The organism is Streptomyces sp. NPDC050610, assembly GCF_040654875.1.
GTDB lineage: Bacteria > Actinomycetota > Actinomycetes > Streptomycetales > Streptomycetaceae > Streptomyces.
In genome coordinates this window covers 172,940-188,763 of sequence record NZ_JBFAIV010000004.1, presented here as the reverse complement: position 1 = coordinate 188,763, position 15,824 = coordinate 172,940, and the positions used below count along the sequence as shown (strand labels likewise).

Here is a 15,824-nt window from a genome sequence, read left to right as displayed (position 1 = left end):
CCACCTTCCGTTCAGGTGGCCACCTGCCCGGCATGGCCCTCACAGGGGCACGCGCAGCGCCCCGTCGATCATTTCGGCGGCCTCGGCCGTCGCCGCGCACCCACTCTCGATCAGGTGCTCGCGCACCGCCCTCAGCCGGTCCCTCAGCCGTTGTGATTCCATTCCGCGTGCCTGCTCGGTCATCTCCCTGGCGGTGGCCACCGCCTTGTCCGCGTCTCCTTGACGCAGTTCGATGTGCGTGAGCATGGCGAGCCGGTGCACACGGCCCCGGTCGTGGGCCGGGGAGTCGACCGCCTGGTCCGCGTGGACCCGGGCGGGTTCGAGGTCGCCGAGGCTGAGGAGCGCCTCGGCGACCTGCACATTGACCAGGCCGGGCTGTACGTACCCGGTCTCGACGGGCTCCTGGCCGGGGCGGATGCGCTCGGCGGCGGACTCGGCGCGCCGGATGCAGGCGAGCGCCCCGGCTCCGTCGCCGAGCCGGGCGTACGCCTTGGCCTGCATCGCGTACAGATCGGCGGCGAGCGCCGGGGTGATGTGCGCCCCGACGGCCCGTAGCGCCGACTCCGCGAAGGCCACCCCTTGCCGGTACTCACGCAGGAACAGAGCCTGATTGACGAGCAGGGCGACGACGTACGCGCCGAGCCCGCGGTCCCCGCTGGCCTTGGCGAGCCGCAGCGCCTGGTGGAAGTAGCGCTGCGCGAGTCCGTGCGCGTCGGAGTCGTACGCGCAGATGCCGGCGACGGCGACCAGCCCGCCGGTCGCGCGGTGCAGCTGGCGGCCGGTGGCGTCGGTGTAGCTGCCGCGCAGCAGCGGCGCCGTCTCGAAGTTGAGGAAGCCCACGACGCGCGCCCGCGTCGCGACGCCGCCGGTCTTGCGGTACATCTGTTCGTAATGGGCCCGGGCCGCCCGCAGCATCTCGATGTCGGTCATGGTGACGCGGGTGAGCCCGTGCCGGGAGACGTCCGAGTCCTCGGGCGGGTTCTCCCACTCCCAGACGGGGATGACGGCCGGGGTGCCGGTGACGGCCGGGGCGCTGACGACGTGCGGCCGCTGCTGTTCGTCGGAGCGCCACAGGGCGGTGGCGCGCTCCACGAATCCGGAGAGCGGGGTGCTGGGGGCGCGGGGGCCGCCGGGGGTGCCGAGCCCGATGTCGTCGAGGGTCAGCGCGCGGTGCAGCCGCTCGCCGAGCACCTCGCAGATCAGGTCGGGCACCTGGCCGCGCGGCCGCTGGCCCTTCAACCACCGTGCCACGGCGGTGTGTTCGTAGCGGAGCGACAGCCCCCGGTTCCGGCCCGCCGCGTTGACGTGGGCGGCCAGACCGGCGTGGGAGATCCCCGCCTCGTCCAGTAATGCGTCGAGCAGTGCGTTGGGCTCCATCCTGCCCTCCTCTCGGGGCCCCGGCCCGTCGGGCCGGGGAGGCGAACGGGGCCCGTGGTCCGCGAGGGCGCGGCAGCGCTCCGCCGTCCACCGGGAAGTGGCAGGGTCCGGCGAGCGCGCTGGGCCGCGACAGCCGGGTGCGAGGTCCGTTCGTTCACGAGGGGGAGGAGTCAACGCGCCCTGTCGATCCGCTCGGTGAGGTCAGCGTAATCGAGCGGACTTCGCACGGGGTGTGAAGTTTTCCCCGCGGTATATGTCGGAAGGCGCCGGGTGGTGCGGGTCAGCCGCCGCACCGGCCGGAGCCCGCGAGGTGCGCCACCCCCGAGCCCGCGGTCACCCGCTGCCGGTCGTTGCGGACCACGAGGAGGGCCGCGTCGTCGGAGAGCCGGCCGCCGGTGTGCCGCAGCAGCGCGGTCCCCACACCGGTGATGACGTCCGCCGGGACGATGGGCGCGCGCCGTGCGGCGCGGGCGAGGGCGGGGCCGAGGGGGAAGAACTCGCCCGCCGCGTCGCGGGCGTCCTCCACTCCGTCGGTGTGCAGCACGAGGGCGTCGCCGGTCGGCAGCGGCGCGCCGCGTCCTACGGGCAGTTCGGCGGGGAGCGGGAACATCCCCAGGGGCGGCATCGTCTCCCCCATGGTCTCGACGGTGACGCGGGCGGCGCCGTCGGGCCGGGCGTGCAGCCGGTACGGCCAAGGGTGCCCGCAGTTGAGCGCGGCGACCTCGCCGTCCGGGCGGACTTCCAGCAGCAGTACGGTCACGAACTCCTCGGCGACCGACTGGTCCGCCTCGCCGCCGGCCGCCGGGGTCTCGGTCCTCGCCCGCTCCCGCAGGTGCCGCTGCAGGGCGCGCTCCAACCGGCGCAGCACGCCGCCGAGTTCGGGTTCGTAGTGCGCCGCCTCCCGGAAGCTGCCGAGCATCGCGGCGACCGTGCCGAGCGCGGTGAGCCCGTGGCCGCGTACGTCGCCCATCACGACCCGTACCCCGTACGGGGTGGCGAGCGCCGCGTAGAGGTCGCCGCCGATCAACGCCCCTTCGCTGGAGGAGAGATGGCCGGCCGCGAGCGCCAGTCCGTCGAGCCGCGGCGGCGGGCTGCGCAGCAGCGCTTCCTGCGCGGTGGCCGCCACCTCGCGGGCGCGGGCCAGCTCCTGGGTCAGCCGCCGGCGGCGGGCCATGGCCAGATAGCCGGCGCCGACGATGGCGAGGATCGCGCAGCAGGCGCCCAGCCGGCTGATGAGTTCGCCGCCGCCTACGGGCCCCAGCGGCACCAGCGGCACGAGGGCGAACAGCACGCACGCCCCGCCCAGGCCCAGGCACTGCCGGCGGCCGGTGCCCGCGCAGGCGATGGCCGGGGCCACCGCGAGGAACTGGACGGACTGCGCGCCGGACGGCGACAGCACGTCCCACGCGAGTACGCCCAGCACCCACAGGGCGGGCAGCACGAAGACGAACAACCGCCGGCGGCGCGCCGCCGCCTTCGGCCGCGTGCCGGCCGCCGTTCCATTACCGATCATGGTCGGCCCCCCTGGCAGCCAATGATGCGGTCGCCCCGGACCGGGTCCCTCACCGGACCTCCGTATGCCCCACGGCATCCGGCACGCGCTCCCACGACGTGGTCGGGTTCGCCCCCGTACGGTCTCCGTACGGGGATGAGCCTCCGCCTTGCGGGAGCACGCGCCGTTCGCCGTGGGGTCCGTCCTTCGGACGGGCTACGGAGGTTCGACGACAGGGCCTGGAAGACCGATGGATCAGTCCGATGCGGGCCAGGACGACCCGCACGATTCTTGCGACCATAGGCGTCCATGTGACCACTTGGCGTGGATATCTCACCCGATCGGGTGAGCTGTACGAGCGGCTTCGCGCGCGTAAGGCCGTATTCCGCCGATCGTCGGCCAGAACTCCTGCCGCTCCACGGCGCTCGGGCGGACCGATCCCCGCCCTCCCCCGCCGGTCCCCTGTGAGCGGCGGCGGACGACGGCGCGAACCCACGCGCGAGGGGCGCACCCGGCGGACCGGGTGCGCCCCTCACATCGATCGCGGCCGTGTCCGCCGCGCGGCGTCACGTCCCGCGCGGCGTCACGCCCCGCGCAGCACCGCGCCCGTACGCTCCAGCGCCGAGGCGACGGCCGCGTCGCGCGCGGCGGAGGCCTCCTCGGCGGTCAGGGTGCGGTCCGCGGCGCGGAAGCGCAGCGCGTAGGCCAGGGACTTCTTGCCCTCGCCGAGCTGCTCGCCGGTGAAGACGTCGAACAGCCGCAGCGATTCGAGGAGTTCGCCCGCGCCCTCGCGCAGCGCCGACTCGACGTCGGCCGCGGCGACCCGGTCGTCGACGACCAGCGCGACGTCCTGCGTGGCCACCGGGAAGGTGGAGACGTGCGGGGCGCGCACCACGCCCGTACCGGCCCGCTCCAGGCGGTCCAGGTCGATCTCCATCGCGCAGGTGCGCTCGGGCAGGCCGAGCGCCTTGACCACGCGGGGGTGCAGCTCACCGGCGTTGCCGACGAGCACCTCCTCGCCGTCCACGACGGCGAGCAGCACGGCGCAGCGGCCCGGGTGGAACGGCGCGTGCTGGTCCTGACGGACGATCAGCTCGACGCCCGCCTCGCGGGCGACGGTGCGGCCCGCCTCGACGGCGTCCGCCCACGTCGCGGGGCGGCCCTTGCCCCACCAGCCGGCCTGCTCGCGCGCCCCGGCGAGCACGACGGCGGCCCGGCGCGGCTGCGGGGGCAGCGACGCGTTCAGGGCGGCGATCTCCTCGTCGGTGGGGCGGCGGTCGACGGGCAGCCGGACCGCGGGCGCCTCGTGACCGGTGGGCCGGAAGACCAGCCCGGTCTCGAAGAGCGCGAGGTCGTGCTCGCCGCGGCCGTCGTTGCGGCGCAGCGCGGCGAGCAGCCCCGGCAGCAGCGCGGTGCGCAGCGCCGGCTCGCTCTCGGAGAGCGGGTTGACCAGGCGCACCACGGTGCGGCGCGGGTCGTCGGCCGCCAGGCCCAGCTGGTCGAAGACGTCCTCGCCCACGAAGGGGTAGTTGAGCGCCTCGACGAAGCCGGCGCCGGCCAGCGCGCGGCCGACCCTGCGGTGCAGCCGCTGCCGCTCGGTCAGCCCACGGCCGGCGGGCGGCTGCGGCAGCGTGGACGGCAGGTTCTCGTAGCCCTCCAGCCGGATGACCTCTTCGGCGAGGTCGTTCGGGTCGCCGAGGTCGGGCCGCCAGCTGGGCACGGTCACGACGAGCTCGTCCTGCCCGTACACATCGCAGCCGACCTCCTGGAGGCGGCGCACGACGGTCTCCCGGCCGTACTCCACGCCGGCCACCCGGTCGGGGTGGTCGGCGGAGATGCTGATGGTGCGGGGACCGCTGGGCGCGACGACCTCGGTGACGCCGGCCTCGGCGGTGCCGCCCGCGAGCAGCACCATCAGGTCGACGGTGCGCTGCGCGGCCGCGGAGGCGGCGTTCGGGTCGACGCCGCGCTCGAAGCGGCGGGCCGCCTCGGAGGACAGCTTGTGGCGGCGGGCCGTACGGGCGATGGAGAGCGCGTCGAAGTGCGCGGCCTCCACCACGATGTCGGTGGTGCCCCTGCGCTCGCCGGTCTCGGGGTCGCTGGTGACGTCCGCGATCTCGGTGTCGGCCCCGCCCATGACGCCGGCGAGCCCGATGGGCCCGCTGTCGTCGGTGATGACGAGGTCCTCGGCGTCCAGGACCCGCTTGGCGCCGTCGAGGGTGGTGAGCTTCTCCCCCTGCTGGGCGCGGCGCACGCCGATCGGCCCGTCGAGGCGGGACCGGTCGTAGGCGTGCAGCGGCTGGCCGAGTTCGAGCATCACGTAGTTGGTGACGTCGACGGCGAGCGAGATCGGGCGCATGCCGGCCTTCTGGAGGCGGCGCTGGAGCCAGATCGGGGAGCGGGCGTCGGGGTCGAGTCCGGTGACGGTGCGCGCGGTGAAGCGGTCGCAGCCGGCCGGGTCCGAGACCTTGACGAGGTAGCCGTAGGAGTTGGGCGGCGGCACGTCGAGGAGGGCCGGGTCGCGCAGCGGCAGCCCGTAGGCGATGGCGGCCTCGCGGGCGACGCCGCGCATCGACAGGCAGTCGCCGCGGTTGGCGGTGACGGCGATGTCCAGGACCTCGTCGACCAGTTCGAGCAGCGCGATGGCGTCGGTGCCGACCTCGTACTCGGGCGGCAGCACGATGATGCCGCCGGTACCGTCATCGCCCATGCCCAGCTCGTCGCCGGAGCAGATCATGCCGTGCGAGACCTTGCCGTACGTCTTGCGCGCGGCGATCTTGAAGTCGCCGGGCAGCACGGCGCCGGGCAGCACGACGACGACCTTGTCGCCGACGGCGAAGTTGCGGGCGCCGCAGACGATCTCCTGCGGCTCGCCGGTGCCGTTGGCCGTGCCGACGTCGACCGTGCAGAAGCGGATGGGCTTCTTGAAGCCCTCCAGCTCCTCGATGCTCAGGACCTTGCCGACGACCAAGGGGCCCTTGAGGCCGGCGCCGAGCTGTTCGACCGTCTCGACCTCAAGGCCGGTGGAGACGAGCCTCGTCTGGACGTCGCGGCCGGTCTCGGCGGCGGGCAGGTCGACGTACTCGCGCAGCCAGGAAAGCGGGATTCGCATCAGATCTCCATCCCGAACGGCCTGGTGAAGCGCACGTCGCCCTCGATCATGTCTCGCATGTCCTCCACGCTGTGGCGGAACATCAGCATCCGCTCAATACCGAATCCGAAGGCGAAGCCGCTGTACTTCCGCGGGTCGACGCCGCAGGCGATCAGCACCCGCGGGTTGACCATGCCGCAGCCGCCCAGCTCGATCCAGCCCTCGCTGCCGCACGTACGGCAGGGGCGGTCGGGGTCCCCGACCGAGGCGCCGCGGCAGACATAGCACTCCATGTCCATCTCGGCGGACGGCTCGGTGAACGGGAAGTAGTTCGGGCGCAGCCGGGTGGACATCCCCTCCCCGAAGAGCGCCCGCACCATGTGGTCCAGGGTGCCCTTGAGGTCCGCCATGGTCAGGCCCTCGTCGATGGCGAGCAGCTCGACCTGGTGGAAGACCGGGGTGTGGGTGGCGTCCAGCTCGTCCGTGCGGAACGTACGGCCCGGGCAGACGACGTAGATGGGCGGCTCGCGGTCGATCATCGAGCGGATCTGCACCGGCGAGGTGTGCGTGCGCAGCACGACGCCGGACTCCTCGCCCGATGCGCCCGCGACGGCCGCCGGCCCCTTGGCCCCGTCGGCCTCGCGCACGAAGAACGTGTCCTGCATCTCGCGCGCGGGGTGGTCCGGCGGGAAGTTCAGCGCGTCGAAGTTGAACCACTCGGCCTCGGCCTCGGGCCCCTCGGCGACCTCGTAGCCCATCGCGACGAAGACGTCCTCGATGCGCTCGGAGAGCGTCGTGATCGGGTGCCGGGCGCCGGCGAGGACGCGGTCGTGGGGCAGCGTGACGTCCACCGCCTCCTCGACCAGCACGCGCGCGTCGCGCGCCGCCTCCAGCTCCTCCTGGCGGGCCGCGAACGCCTTGTTCACGGCGCCGCGGGCCTGGCCGACCCGCTTGCCCGCGTCCGCCTTGGCGTGCGGCGGCAGCGCGCCGATCTCGCGGTTGGCGAGGGCCAGCGGCGAGCGGTCGCCGCTGTGGGCGGCCTTCACCTCGCGCAGGGCGTCGAGGTCGGCGGCCGCGACGATCGCGGCGACCGCCTCGACGCGCATCCGCTCGATCTCTTCCGGTTTCAGGGCCTCGACCTCGACCGGGTCATACGACTTATTGGGTGCGGACATCTCTTCCCGTGCTTCCGATTGGCTGCGCTTCGCCTCGGCTCCTGACAAGTGCTGTGGATGCCGAGCGGGTGCGCCGCTTAGCCCGACGACATTGATGCCAAAGGTGCCAAAGGTCGAGTCTAAAGGGCGTGGCCGGAGGGTGGGCCCGTGGGCCGCTCAGGCCAGGAAGGCCGGGGCGCCGACGGGCAGGGTAAATCGGAACTCGGCGCCGCCGCCGCGGGCCCGGCCGACCGTGATCGAGCCGCCGTGCGCCTCGACGATGCCCTTGACGATGTACAGCCCGAGGCCGGTGCCGCCGCGCTTGCTGCCGCGCCAGAAGCGGGTGAAGACGCGGCCCACCGACTCATCGGGGATGCCGGGGCCCTCATCGCTCACGGTGACCGCTGTCCTCTCCACGGCGGGGCCCTCCGAGTGGGCCCGCGCCACCACTGGTGACACCTCTATCGTGACCGTTCCCTCGCCGTGCCGCACGGCATTTTCCAGCAGGTTGCCGAGCACCTGGTCAATCTTGTCGGGGTCCGCCCAGAGCGCGGGCAGCGGCTCCCTGACCCGGATCAGGAACCGGTCGGTGCGCTGGCCCGCGGTGGTGTGCGCCTGGACGTGCCGACGGACGGCGGCGGCGATGTCGACGGGCTGCTTGCGCACCTCCAGCCGGCCGGAGTCGATCCGGGAGATGTCCAGCAGCTCGGCGATGAGCCGGGTGACGCGGTTGGCGTCGGCGTCGACGGTCTCCAGCATCAGCCGCTTCTGGTCGTCCGTGAACCGCTCCCACTTGGCGAGCAGCGTCGCCGTGAAGCCCTTGACGGACGTCAGCGGGGAGCGCAGCTCATGGGCGACGGTGGCGATCAGCTCGGCGTGGCTGCGCTCGGTGCGGCGGCGCGCCTCCGTGCCGCGCAGCTGGACGACCAGCCGGCGCACCGGGCCGGTGGGCCGGTCGCGTACGTACCGGGCGGAGACCAGGACCTCGCGGCCGCCGGGCAGCAGCAGATTCCGCTCGGGCTGCCCGGCGCGGATGGCGAGGCCGCCGTACGGGTCGGTCAGCGCCCACCAGCGGCGGCCTTCGAGGTCTTCGAGCGGCAGGGCGCTCTCCAGCGGCCGGCCGATGGCCTCGGCGGGCGGCACTTCGGTGATACGGGCGGCAGCGGCGTTGAAGCAGGTGACCTTGCCGGTCTCGTCCGCGACGACCAGCCCGTCCGGCAGGTCGTCGGGGTCGAGCCCGAGGGCGGTGAGGCCGTCGGTCCCCTGACCGTCGCCGCCGTCGCCGGGGTCCCCGCGGCCGTCGCGGGCGACGGGCGGGCAGGCATCGGCCGTACTGCTGCCGGAGGTCCTGACGTCCATCGCCGCACCCCCTCTCGGGCCCCCAGAGGGGCAACCCTACTAGCTGGATGTCACGGAGCGGCACCCTCCGGAAGCACGCTGCGCACGAGCGGAGGCGTAGAGGCAGACGGCGGCCGCCGTCGCGAGGTTGAGGCTCTCGGCCCGGCCGTGGATCGGTACGCGCACCACCTCGTCCGCGAGTGCGCGGGTCTCCTCCGGCAGCCCCCACGCCTCGTTGCCGAAGATCCAGGCGGTGGGGCCGCCCATCGCGCCGCCGTCCAGCTCCCCGTCGAGGTCGCGCTCGCCCGCGCCGTCGGCGGCCAGTACGCGCACCCCGGCGTCCGAGAGGCCCCGCACGGCCCGTTCCACGGGGACGCCGACGGCGACCGGGAGGTGGAAGAGGGAGCCGACGGAGGCCCGTACGGACTTGGGGTTGTAGAGGTCCACGGAGGCGTCGGTGAGCACCACGGCGTCGGCGCCCGCGGCGTCCGCGCAGCGCAGCACGGTCCCGGCGTTGCCGGGGTCGCGTACGTTCGCGAGCACGGCCACCAGCTTGGGGCGGGCCGCGAGGATCTCCTCGAAGGGCGAGTCGAGGAAGCGGCAGACGCCGACGATGCCCTGCGGGGTGACCGTCTGGGAGATGTCGGCGAGGGTCTCGGCGTCCGCGGTGTGCACCCGGGCGCCGGCGGCGTGCGCGGCCACGACGATCTCGGCGTAGCGCTCGGCGGCGTCGGGGGTCGCGAACAGCTCGGTCAGGGTGGGCTCGCCGTCGCCCCGGTGCGCCACCGCCTCGCGCACGGCCTGCGGGCCCTCGGCGATGAACCGGCGCTCCTTGCCCCGGAAGTTGCGGCGGGCCAGCCGCCGGGCGGCGGCGACGCGCGGGGAGCGTGGGGAGATCAGCTCGGGGGTGCCCATGGGCGGCGGCTCACTTCTTGTGCGGCGGCGGATTCGAGTGGGGGACGAGGCTCGCGCAGACAGCAGCGGACCCGCAGGCCGGGGCCTGCGGGTCCGCTCAGCTCAGCGCGGTGCGCGGCTCAATCAACTGCCGCGACGTGCCTGGGGTCGCTGTTCAGGCGGCCTTCGGGGCGTTGACGTCGCTCGGGAGCGCCTTCTGGGCGACCTCGACGAGCGCGGCGAACGCGTTGGCGTCGTTGACCGCGAGCTCGGCCAGGATCTTGCGGTCCACCTCGATGTTGGCGGCCTTCAGACCCTGGATGAGGCGGTTGTACGTCATGCCGTTCTGGCGGGCAGCGGCGTTGATGCGCTGGATCCACAGCTGACGGAAGTCGCCCTTGCGCTTCTTGCGGTCGTTGTAGTTGTAGACCAGGGAGTGGGTGACCTGCTCCTTGGCCTTGCGGTACAGGCGCGAGCGCTGGCCCCGGTAGCCGCTGGCCTGCTCCAGGATCGCCCGGCGCTTCTTGTGGGCGTTGACTGCCCGCTTGACGCGTGCCACTTGTTAACTCCTTGTAGCGGGGCCGCGGTCGTCTCTCACGCGGCCCGAAAACGAATAGGTCCCGGTATTCGGCCCTGCACGCCCCACTTCACGGGGCGCGCGGGTCACTTGCCGAGAAGCTTCTTGATCTTCTTGGCGTCGCCCGGGGCCATCTCGGCGTTGCCGGTGAGGCGACGCGTCAGCTTGGACGACTTGTGCTCAAGCAGGTGGCGCTTGCCGGCGCGCTCCCGCATCACCTTGCCGGAGCCGGTGATCTTGAAGCGCTTGCTGGCACCGCTGTGCGTCTTGTTCTTCGGCATGCGCCGTACTCTCCTCGTCGGTGGCGCTCCCCCGGCCGGCGGGCCGGCGTGCGGAAGCGTCAGGTGTTTCGGTCGGTGTGCGGAGCCGCTGCCCCGGCACGGCCGGGGCGCTCGGCCCCTGCCTCACGCCTCGGCGGGCTCCTCGGCGGCTGCCTGGGCCGGCTCCGCGACGGCTTCGTCACGGTCCTGGTGCGCGGTGCCGCGACGCTCCGCCTTGCGGGCGTCGGCCAGCTCGCGGGCCTCGGCCATCGCCTCGGTCTTCTTCTTGTGCGGGCCGAGAACCATGATCATGTTTCGGCCGTCCTGCTTCGGATTCGACTCCACGAAGCCGAGGTCCTGGACGTCCTCCGCGAGCCGCTGCAGCAGCCGGAAGCCGAGCTCCGGCCGGGACTGCTCGCGACCACGGAACATGATCGTGATCTTGACCTTGTCGCCCTGCTTGAGGAACCGGACGACGTGACCCTTCTTGGTGTCATAGTCGTGCGGGTCGATCTTCGGCCGGAGCTTCATCTCCTTGATGACCGTGTGCGCCTGGTTCTTGCGCGCCTCACGGGCCTTCATGGCCGACTCGTACTTGAACTTCCCGTAGTCCATGAGCTTGCAGACCGGCGGGCGAGCGGTCGCCGCCACCTCGACGAGGTCGAGGTCGTACTCCTGCGCAAGCTCCAGGGCCTTGGCAAGCGGCACAATGCCTACCTGCTCGCCGCTGGGACCGACGAGTCGCACTTCCGGGACTCGAATCCGGTCGTTGATGCGGGGCTCGGCGCTGATGGGGCCTCCTCGGTTGCACCACGCGACCGCCTGGCGGACAGCCGCGTAACGTCTGTTTCGGTATGACCAGCCCATCGTGACTCGTGACGCACAAAACGCCCCGGACGGGACACAGGCGGGCTCCTCACAAACCGGAACACCGCCGCGTTTCACCGCGGGGCGCATCGGGCGGTTCCACATCGTCCGTACGGAACGATGGGCACTGCCGGACCGGTGACCTGCCGTCCCTAGGGTCGGTCAGGTGGGAGATCGGAGCCTCCACTTGTGGGCCGGTCACATGAGTGTCCGGCCGGTCACCACCCACGATACCGCATCCGCGCGCACAAGGCCGCGCCGTACGCTGGAGCGCACCGTCCAGCAGGAAGAAGCGGAAGAACCACCATGAGCGACGCCACCCCCGCCCCCACGCCCGCCGAGTCCGGCCCCTCCGGCGAGGCGCCGGACTTCGGGGCGATGACCCGCGACATCGCGGACGTGCCCGCGGTCGAGGTGATCACCACGGTCGCGGTGCACCTGATGAGCTCCGCCGCGGTCAACCTGGGCCTGGCCGAGGAGGGCGACAAGCACAAGGACCTGGACGAGGCGCGCAAGCTGATCCAGGCGCTCGCCGGGCTCGTCGCCGCGAGCGCCACGGAGATCAGCTCCTTCCACGCGGGGCCGCTGCGCGACGGCCTCAAGTCGCTTCAGCTGGCGTTCCGCGAGGCGTCCGTGGTGCCGGACGAGCCGGGCCAGGGGCCGGGCGAGAAGTACACCGGCCCCGTCTTCGGCTGAGCACTGGGCGCCGGGCGCTGGGCGCTGGGCGCCCGAGCACGCCCGGCCCGTCTCCGTACGGCCCCCGTACAGTCCTCGTACCGGTCCGCGTACGACCCTCGGTACGGCCCTGAGTACGGGCCCCGTACGGAGACGGCCGCGGCGAGGCTCAGGCCGCCGACCGCTCGTCGGCGACCAGCTTGGGTTCCTGCGGCGGGTGCGTCACCTGGTGCACCACCGCCGCGATCGCACCGCCCACCAGCGGCGCGACGATGAACAGCCACAGCTGGGAGAGCGCCTCGCCGCCCGCGAAGAGGGCCGGGCCCAGGCTGCGTGCCGGGTTGACCGAGGTGCCGGTCAGCGGGATGCCGACCAGGTGGACCACGGCGAGGGCGATGCCGATCGGCAGGCCGTCGAAGCCGACGACCGCGACCCTGTGCGTCACCGCGAGCACCACGAAGACCAGCAGGAACGTCAGGATCACCTCGGCCAGGAAGGCGCCGCCGAGGCTGATGTGCACGGCCGAGCGGCCGCCCCAGCCGTTGCTGCCGAACGTCTCGTCGGTCTTGAGCCCCGGCACGGTCTGGGCGAGCCAGTACAGCAGGCCCGCGCCCACGATGCCGCCGACGAGCTGCGCGATCCAGTACTCGATGGCCGTACGGCCCGTGATGCGCCGGGCCAGCAGCATGCCGAGGGTGACGGCCGGGTTGACGTGGCAGCCCGAGACCGGGCCCAGCGCGTACGCCAGGGCCAAAAGGACGAAGCCGAAGGAGAGCGCGATGCCCAGGACTCCGATGTAGTCGGCGCCCAGGACCGCGGCTCCGACTCCGAAGAACACCAGCAGCAGGGTGCCGGTGAACTCCGATACGACAGTTCTCGTCTCCATGACGTCCTCCAGGCGGTGGATCTTGAACTGTCCCTGCATTGTCGGACGGTCCCGCCGGTTCCGCCTCTCGGAGCCGAGCGCCTGGATCAGCGCCTGGAGCGCCGCGTGGATCAGCGGCTGAACAGCACCTCGCCGGAGGGCGCGGCCCCCGGCGGCAGCAGCGCCAGGTCCAGTCCCCGTACGAGCCGGGCGCGCAGCACCTCGTCCGCCGCCAGCGCCTCGGCGACCCGCCCGGCCACCTCGCGCGCCGGGGCGCCGGGGTCGAGGGCGAGCGCCAGGGTCCCGTCGCCGTCCCCGGCCCCGGACAGCTGGGCGCTCAGCACGCCGGGCTCCGCCGCCAGCACGGCGCGCAGCGCGTCGGCCACCGCCGGGTCGGCGAGCGGGTCGGTGCTGGTACGCCCCTCGGCGAGGGCGAGCAGGGCGGGACCCGCCAGCGGGTAGGTGACCGGGCCCGCCAGGTCGAGGACGATCGTGTCGGCCTTCTCGTGGGCGGCGGCCCGCAGCGCCTGGTGCAGCGGCACGGCCACCGGCCGCGCGTCGGCGCGCCAGCGCGCGAGGCTCCGCGTCGAGGTGAAGGCGGGCAGCGCCCGGCGCCCGCCGGGCGCCTCCAGCGTCGGCACGGCCATGTCGCTGGTCTTCTCCCGGCGCAGCCCGTCGGCCCCGGTCTCGCTCTCGCCCAGCACCGCGACGACGGGTACGAGCAGCCGCGCGCCGGCCAGCGCGGCCAGGACGCGCGGTTCGGCGGACGCGTCCCGCGACCAGGCGTCGAGCGCCTCGGCGAGAGCGGCGTCGGCGGAGCCGTCGTCGTCGGAGAAACCGGGATCGGGAATGTTCTTGAGCTCCACGCGTCGAGGGTATCGGGGGCCCTGCGGCGGCTCGGCCTCGGGCCGGTGGTCGGGGCGTACGCGAAGCCGGGGGCGTGGCACGGCGGTTCGACGGCGTGGGCGGGCGGCGGCGACGGCGATCGTCCGTACGTGCGCGAAGCCGGCACCGCGAAACGCGCGGCCGGCGCGGGCAGGGCCAGCGGCGCGTACGAGCCGCGCCCGGCCGTCAGTACTTCAGTACGTCAGTACCTTCCGAACGTTCCCCGGTCCGGGCGCTGGCCGCCGCCGCGCCACAGGAAGACCGCGGCGACCAGCAGGAGCGTGCCCGTCGTCGCCGCGGCGATGGCGAGGGGGCCGAGGTTCACGCCGTCGTGCTCGGGGCGGCCGGTGCGGGGGCCTGTGCCGAAGTAGCGCTGGGCCTGGCCGGAGGCGAGCGGCTTCCTCGACTCCGGGGTGACACGGTCTCCGGCCGCGATGGCGGCGGCGGGGTCGACGAGCCCCGCGCCGAGGGAGTCGCTGCGGCCGCCCTCGGGGGCGTCCAGCGCGGTCTCGGTGAGCAGCCGGCGGATCTGGAGCGGGCTGAGGTCCGGGTGCGCGGCGCGGACGAGGGCGACGGCCCCGGAGACGAAGGCGGAGGCCGCGCTGGTGCCCCACCCCTCGTAGTAGTGGCGGTCCGGGTCGGCGATGACGACGTCGACGCCGGGCGCGCTGACCGTGGAGTACCAGCGGCGGGTGGAGAAGGAGGCGCGGGTGCCGTACCGGTCGACGGCGGTCACGGCGATCACGCCGGGGTAGGCGGCCGGGTAGGAGACGTGGTCGCCGCTCTCGCCGCCGTTGCCGGCCGAGGCGACGACGACGGCGCCCTTGCTCAGCGCGTACTGGACGGCGGCGTCCTCGCGGGGCTCGGGGTGCGCGGAGTCGCTGTCGTCGCCGAGCGACAGGTTGATCACGTCCGCGCCGTGGTCGGCGGCCCAGCGGATGCCGTCGGCGAGCGCGCCGCCGCGGATCTCGCGGGCCTTCTTACGGGCCGGGTCGCTGTCCTCCAGGATCACCCTGACGGGGAGGATCTTCACTTCGGGGGCCACGCCCAGGATGCCTTCGTCGTCGCCCGGCCCGTGGCCGCGGCCTGCGACGATCCCGGCCATGGCGGTGCCGTGCCGGGCCCAGGCCCGGTCGCCGCTGCCCGCGCCGAAGCCGATGAGGTCCTTGCCGGGCAGTACCTGGCCCGTGAGGTCGGGGTGGCTGTCGTCGACTCCGGTGTCGAGGACGGCGACGGTGATCCCCCTGCCCTTGGTGGTGCGCCAGGCGTCCTGGGCGTGGATGGCGTCGAGCCCCCACTCCTGGTCGCGTATGGCGTCGGCGTGCGCGGGGGCCGCCGTCGGGAGGGTGGGGAGTACGGCCAGCGCGGCGGCCGCCAGCGCGAAGAGCGCGCGGCGGGCGGGGGGCGTGGAGCGGGCCGGGAAATGACGGCTCGCGCGCCGGGTTTCCGGGCGCGGCGCGCGGCGCATCGTCATCGGGACGCCTCCTCGGCCGCTTTCTTCACGCCTTTGACAAAGGCGTGTTCGATCTGTTCGCAGACGCCCTTCGCGTCGTGTCCGAGCCCCGCCTGGGCGGCCACCGACGTGGCGCCCGGCGTGACGGCCCGGATCGCGGGCTGCGGATCGGCGACCTTGCGGCCGTCCGCGAACCCCGTCACCGCGTAGAGCACCACCGGGGTGTCGGTTCGGATCTTGAGCTGCCAGCTGGCGCGCTGCGCGTCGCCGAACCCCGCCGCCGAGGTGCCCTTCGCCGCGTACGGACGGGGCAGCAGATCGGCGCGCTCCGCCAGCCCCTCGTCCTCGAACCGCCGCTGAAGAGCGCCCATCTGCTCCGCGTCGGCCTTGGTGACGAGCACCCCGACCGTCGTCACGCTGGTGGTCGTCGCGTCGGCGTACGTGGCGCGCAGCAGCCGTTCGCAGCCGACCGGCGACAGCGCCTTGGCCAGCAGCGGGTCGAACGCTCCGGCGCAGCCGCTGTCCGGCGCGACCGCGATGCGCCGCCAGGTGCGGTCCGCGCCGCCGGGCCCCGCGGCCTCGCCGCGCAGGGCGAGCGGGAAGATCGCGTCCACGGTCGCCGTACGCCACCGCGTGCCGCCCTGCTCGTACGTGGCCTCCGCGGCCGACTCGGCCCCCGCCTCGCCGCCCAGCAGGCTGCCCGCCGCGGCGCCGCCGAGGAGGCCGAGGCCGAGCACGAGGCAGACGGCGGCCGCGAGCGCACGCCCACGGCCGCGGCCGGGCGGCCGCGGCGGCCGCTCGCCGGGCGCCGGGCCGGTGAAGGCGGGGTCCGGGGTCGCCGAGCGGTACCAGGGGGGTGTGGGCATGTGCTCCGCGCGTTCCGGGTGCGTGCTGAC

14 protein-coding genes are annotated in these 15,824 nt (G+C 73.8%); 1 reads left to right on the top strand and 13 read right to left on the bottom strand.

Going from position 1 to position 15,824, the window contains the following annotated elements; translation table 11 throughout:
* Positions 1–39: 39 nt before the first annotated feature.
* From AB0I22_RS06940 to infC, 9 genes are all read right to left on the bottom strand, one after another.
* Entirely contained in the window at positions 40–1,377 is a 1,338-nt protein-coding gene (locus tag AB0I22_RS06940; protein ID WP_363129597.1) for a transcriptional regulator, read from the bottom strand.
* A 280-nt stretch (positions 1,378–1,657) separates the two neighbouring features.
* Positions 1,658–2,890 carry a PP2C family protein-serine/threonine phosphatase gene (locus tag AB0I22_RS06935; RefSeq protein WP_363129596.1) on the bottom strand — a complete coding sequence of 411 codons (1,233 nt, stop codon included), beginning with the start codon at positions 2,888–2,890 and terminating at the stop codon, positions 1,658–1,660.
* A gap of 562 nt (positions 2,891–3,452) precedes the next feature.
* Positions 3,453–5,981 (bottom strand): phenylalanine--tRNA ligase subunit beta, encoded by a 2,529-nt coding sequence (gene pheT, locus AB0I22_RS06930; RefSeq protein WP_363129595.1) that lies wholly within the window; start codon positions 5,979–5,981, stop codon positions 3,453–3,455.
* The gene (pheS, locus tag AB0I22_RS06925; RefSeq protein ID WP_363129594.1) at positions 5,981–7,135 is read right to left on the bottom strand and encodes a phenylalanine--tRNA ligase subunit alpha; all 1,155 of its coding nucleotides are present in this window, start codon (positions 7,133–7,135) and stop codon (positions 5,981–5,983) included. Before pheS ends, pheT begins: the two co-directional genes overlap by 1 nt.
* A 156-nt stretch (positions 7,136–7,291) precedes the next feature.
* A complete protein-coding gene (locus tag AB0I22_RS06920) occupies positions 7,292–8,473 on the bottom strand; it encodes an ATP-binding protein (protein WP_363129593.1) in 1,182 nt (393 codons plus the stop codon).
* Between the two features lie 39 nt (positions 8,474–8,512).
* Entirely contained in the window at positions 8,513–9,367 is an 855-nt protein-coding gene (locus tag AB0I22_RS06915) for an RNA methyltransferase (RefSeq protein WP_363129592.1), read from the bottom strand.
* A 154-nt stretch (positions 9,368–9,521) separates the two neighbouring features.
* The gene (rplT, locus tag AB0I22_RS06910) at positions 9,522–9,905 is read right to left on the bottom strand and encodes a 50S ribosomal protein L20 (RefSeq protein WP_018103794.1); all 384 of its coding nucleotides are present in this window, start codon (positions 9,903–9,905) and stop codon (positions 9,522–9,524) included.
* 104 nt (positions 9,906–10,009) lie between these two features.
* Entirely contained in the window at positions 10,010–10,204 is a 195-nt protein-coding gene (rpmI, locus tag AB0I22_RS06905) for a 50S ribosomal protein L35 (RefSeq protein WP_071964711.1), read from the bottom strand.
* A 123-nt stretch (positions 10,205–10,327) separates the two neighbouring features.
* Positions 10,328–11,050 carry a translation initiation factor IF-3 gene (gene infC / locus AB0I22_RS06900; protein ID WP_363129591.1) on the bottom strand — a complete coding sequence of 241 codons (723 nt, stop codon included), beginning with the start codon at positions 11,048–11,050 and terminating at the stop codon, positions 10,328–10,330.
* Positions 11,051–11,356: 306 nt separating this feature from the next.
* On the opposite strand from infC, the gene AB0I22_RS06895 reads away from it, so the two are divergent.
* The gene (locus AB0I22_RS06895) at positions 11,357–11,746 is read left to right on the top strand and encodes a DUF1844 domain-containing protein (protein ID WP_363129590.1); all 390 of its coding nucleotides are present in this window, start codon (positions 11,357–11,359) and stop codon (positions 11,744–11,746) included.
* 148 nt (positions 11,747–11,894) lie between these two features.
* On the opposite strand, the gene AB0I22_RS06890 is transcribed toward AB0I22_RS06895, so the two are convergent.
* The 4 genes from AB0I22_RS06890 to AB0I22_RS06875 form a co-directional block, all read right to left on the bottom strand.
* Positions 11,895–12,611 carry an MIP family channel protein gene (locus tag AB0I22_RS06890; RefSeq protein ID WP_363129786.1) on the bottom strand — a complete coding sequence of 239 codons (717 nt, stop codon included), beginning with the start codon at positions 12,609–12,611 and terminating at the stop codon, positions 11,895–11,897.
* A 110-nt stretch (positions 12,612–12,721) separates the two neighbouring features.
* A complete protein-coding gene (locus tag AB0I22_RS06885; RefSeq protein WP_363129589.1) occupies positions 12,722–13,456 on the bottom strand; it encodes an SseB family protein in 735 nt (244 codons plus the stop codon).
* 221 nt (positions 13,457–13,677) lie between these two features.
* Entirely contained in the window at positions 13,678–14,943 is a 1,266-nt protein-coding gene (gene mycP, locus AB0I22_RS06880; RefSeq protein WP_363129785.1) for a type VII secretion-associated serine protease mycosin, read from the bottom strand.
* A 2-nt stretch (positions 14,944–14,945) separates the two neighbouring features.
* Positions 14,946–15,794 (bottom strand): hypothetical protein, encoded by an 849-nt coding sequence (locus AB0I22_RS06875; protein WP_363129588.1) that lies wholly within the window; start codon positions 15,792–15,794, stop codon positions 14,946–14,948.
* Between the last annotated feature and the right edge of the window lie 30 nt (positions 15,795–15,824).

Coding starts and splice junctions, on each gene's coding strand:
- AB0I22_RS06940 (WP_363129597.1), bottom strand. CDS start 1,377: ATGGAGCCCAACGCACTGCTCGACGCATTACTGGACGAGGCGGGGATC.
- AB0I22_RS06935 (WP_363129596.1), bottom strand. CDS start 2,890: ATGATCGGTAATGGAACGGCGGCCGGCACGCGGCCGAAGGCGGCGGCG.
- pheT (WP_363129595.1), bottom strand. CDS start 5,981: ATGCGAATCCCGCTTTCCTGGCTGCGCGAGTACGTCGACCTGCCCGCC.
- pheS (WP_363129594.1), bottom strand. CDS start 7,135: ATGTCCGCACCCAATAAGTCGTATGACCCGGTCGAGGTCGAGGCCCTG.
- AB0I22_RS06920 (WP_363129593.1), bottom strand. CDS start 8,473: ATGGACGTCAGGACCTCCGGCAGCAGTACGGCCGATGCCTGCCCGCCC.
- AB0I22_RS06915 (WP_363129592.1), bottom strand. CDS start 9,367: ATGGGCACCCCCGAGCTGATCTCCCCACGCTCCCCGCGCGTCGCCGCC.
- rpmI (WP_071964711.1), bottom strand. CDS start 10,204: ATGCCGAAGAACAAGACGCACAGCGGTGCCAGCAAGCGCTTCAAGATC.
- infC (WP_363129591.1), bottom strand. CDS start 11,050: ATGGGCTGGTCATACCGAAACAGACGTTACGCGGCTGTCCGCCAGGCG.
- AB0I22_RS06895 (WP_363129590.1), top strand. CDS start 11,357: ATGAGCGACGCCACCCCCGCCCCCACGCCCGCCGAGTCCGGCCCCTCC.
- AB0I22_RS06890 (WP_363129786.1), bottom strand. CDS start 12,611: ATGGAGACGAGAACTGTCGTATCGGAGTTCACCGGCACCCTGCTGCTG.
- mycP (WP_363129785.1), bottom strand. CDS start 14,943: ATGCGCCGCGCGCCGCGCCCGGAAACCCGGCGCGCGAGCCGTCATTTC.
- AB0I22_RS06875 (WP_363129588.1), bottom strand. CDS start 15,794: ATGCCCACACCCCCCTGGTACCGCTCGGCGACCCCGGACCCCGCCTTC.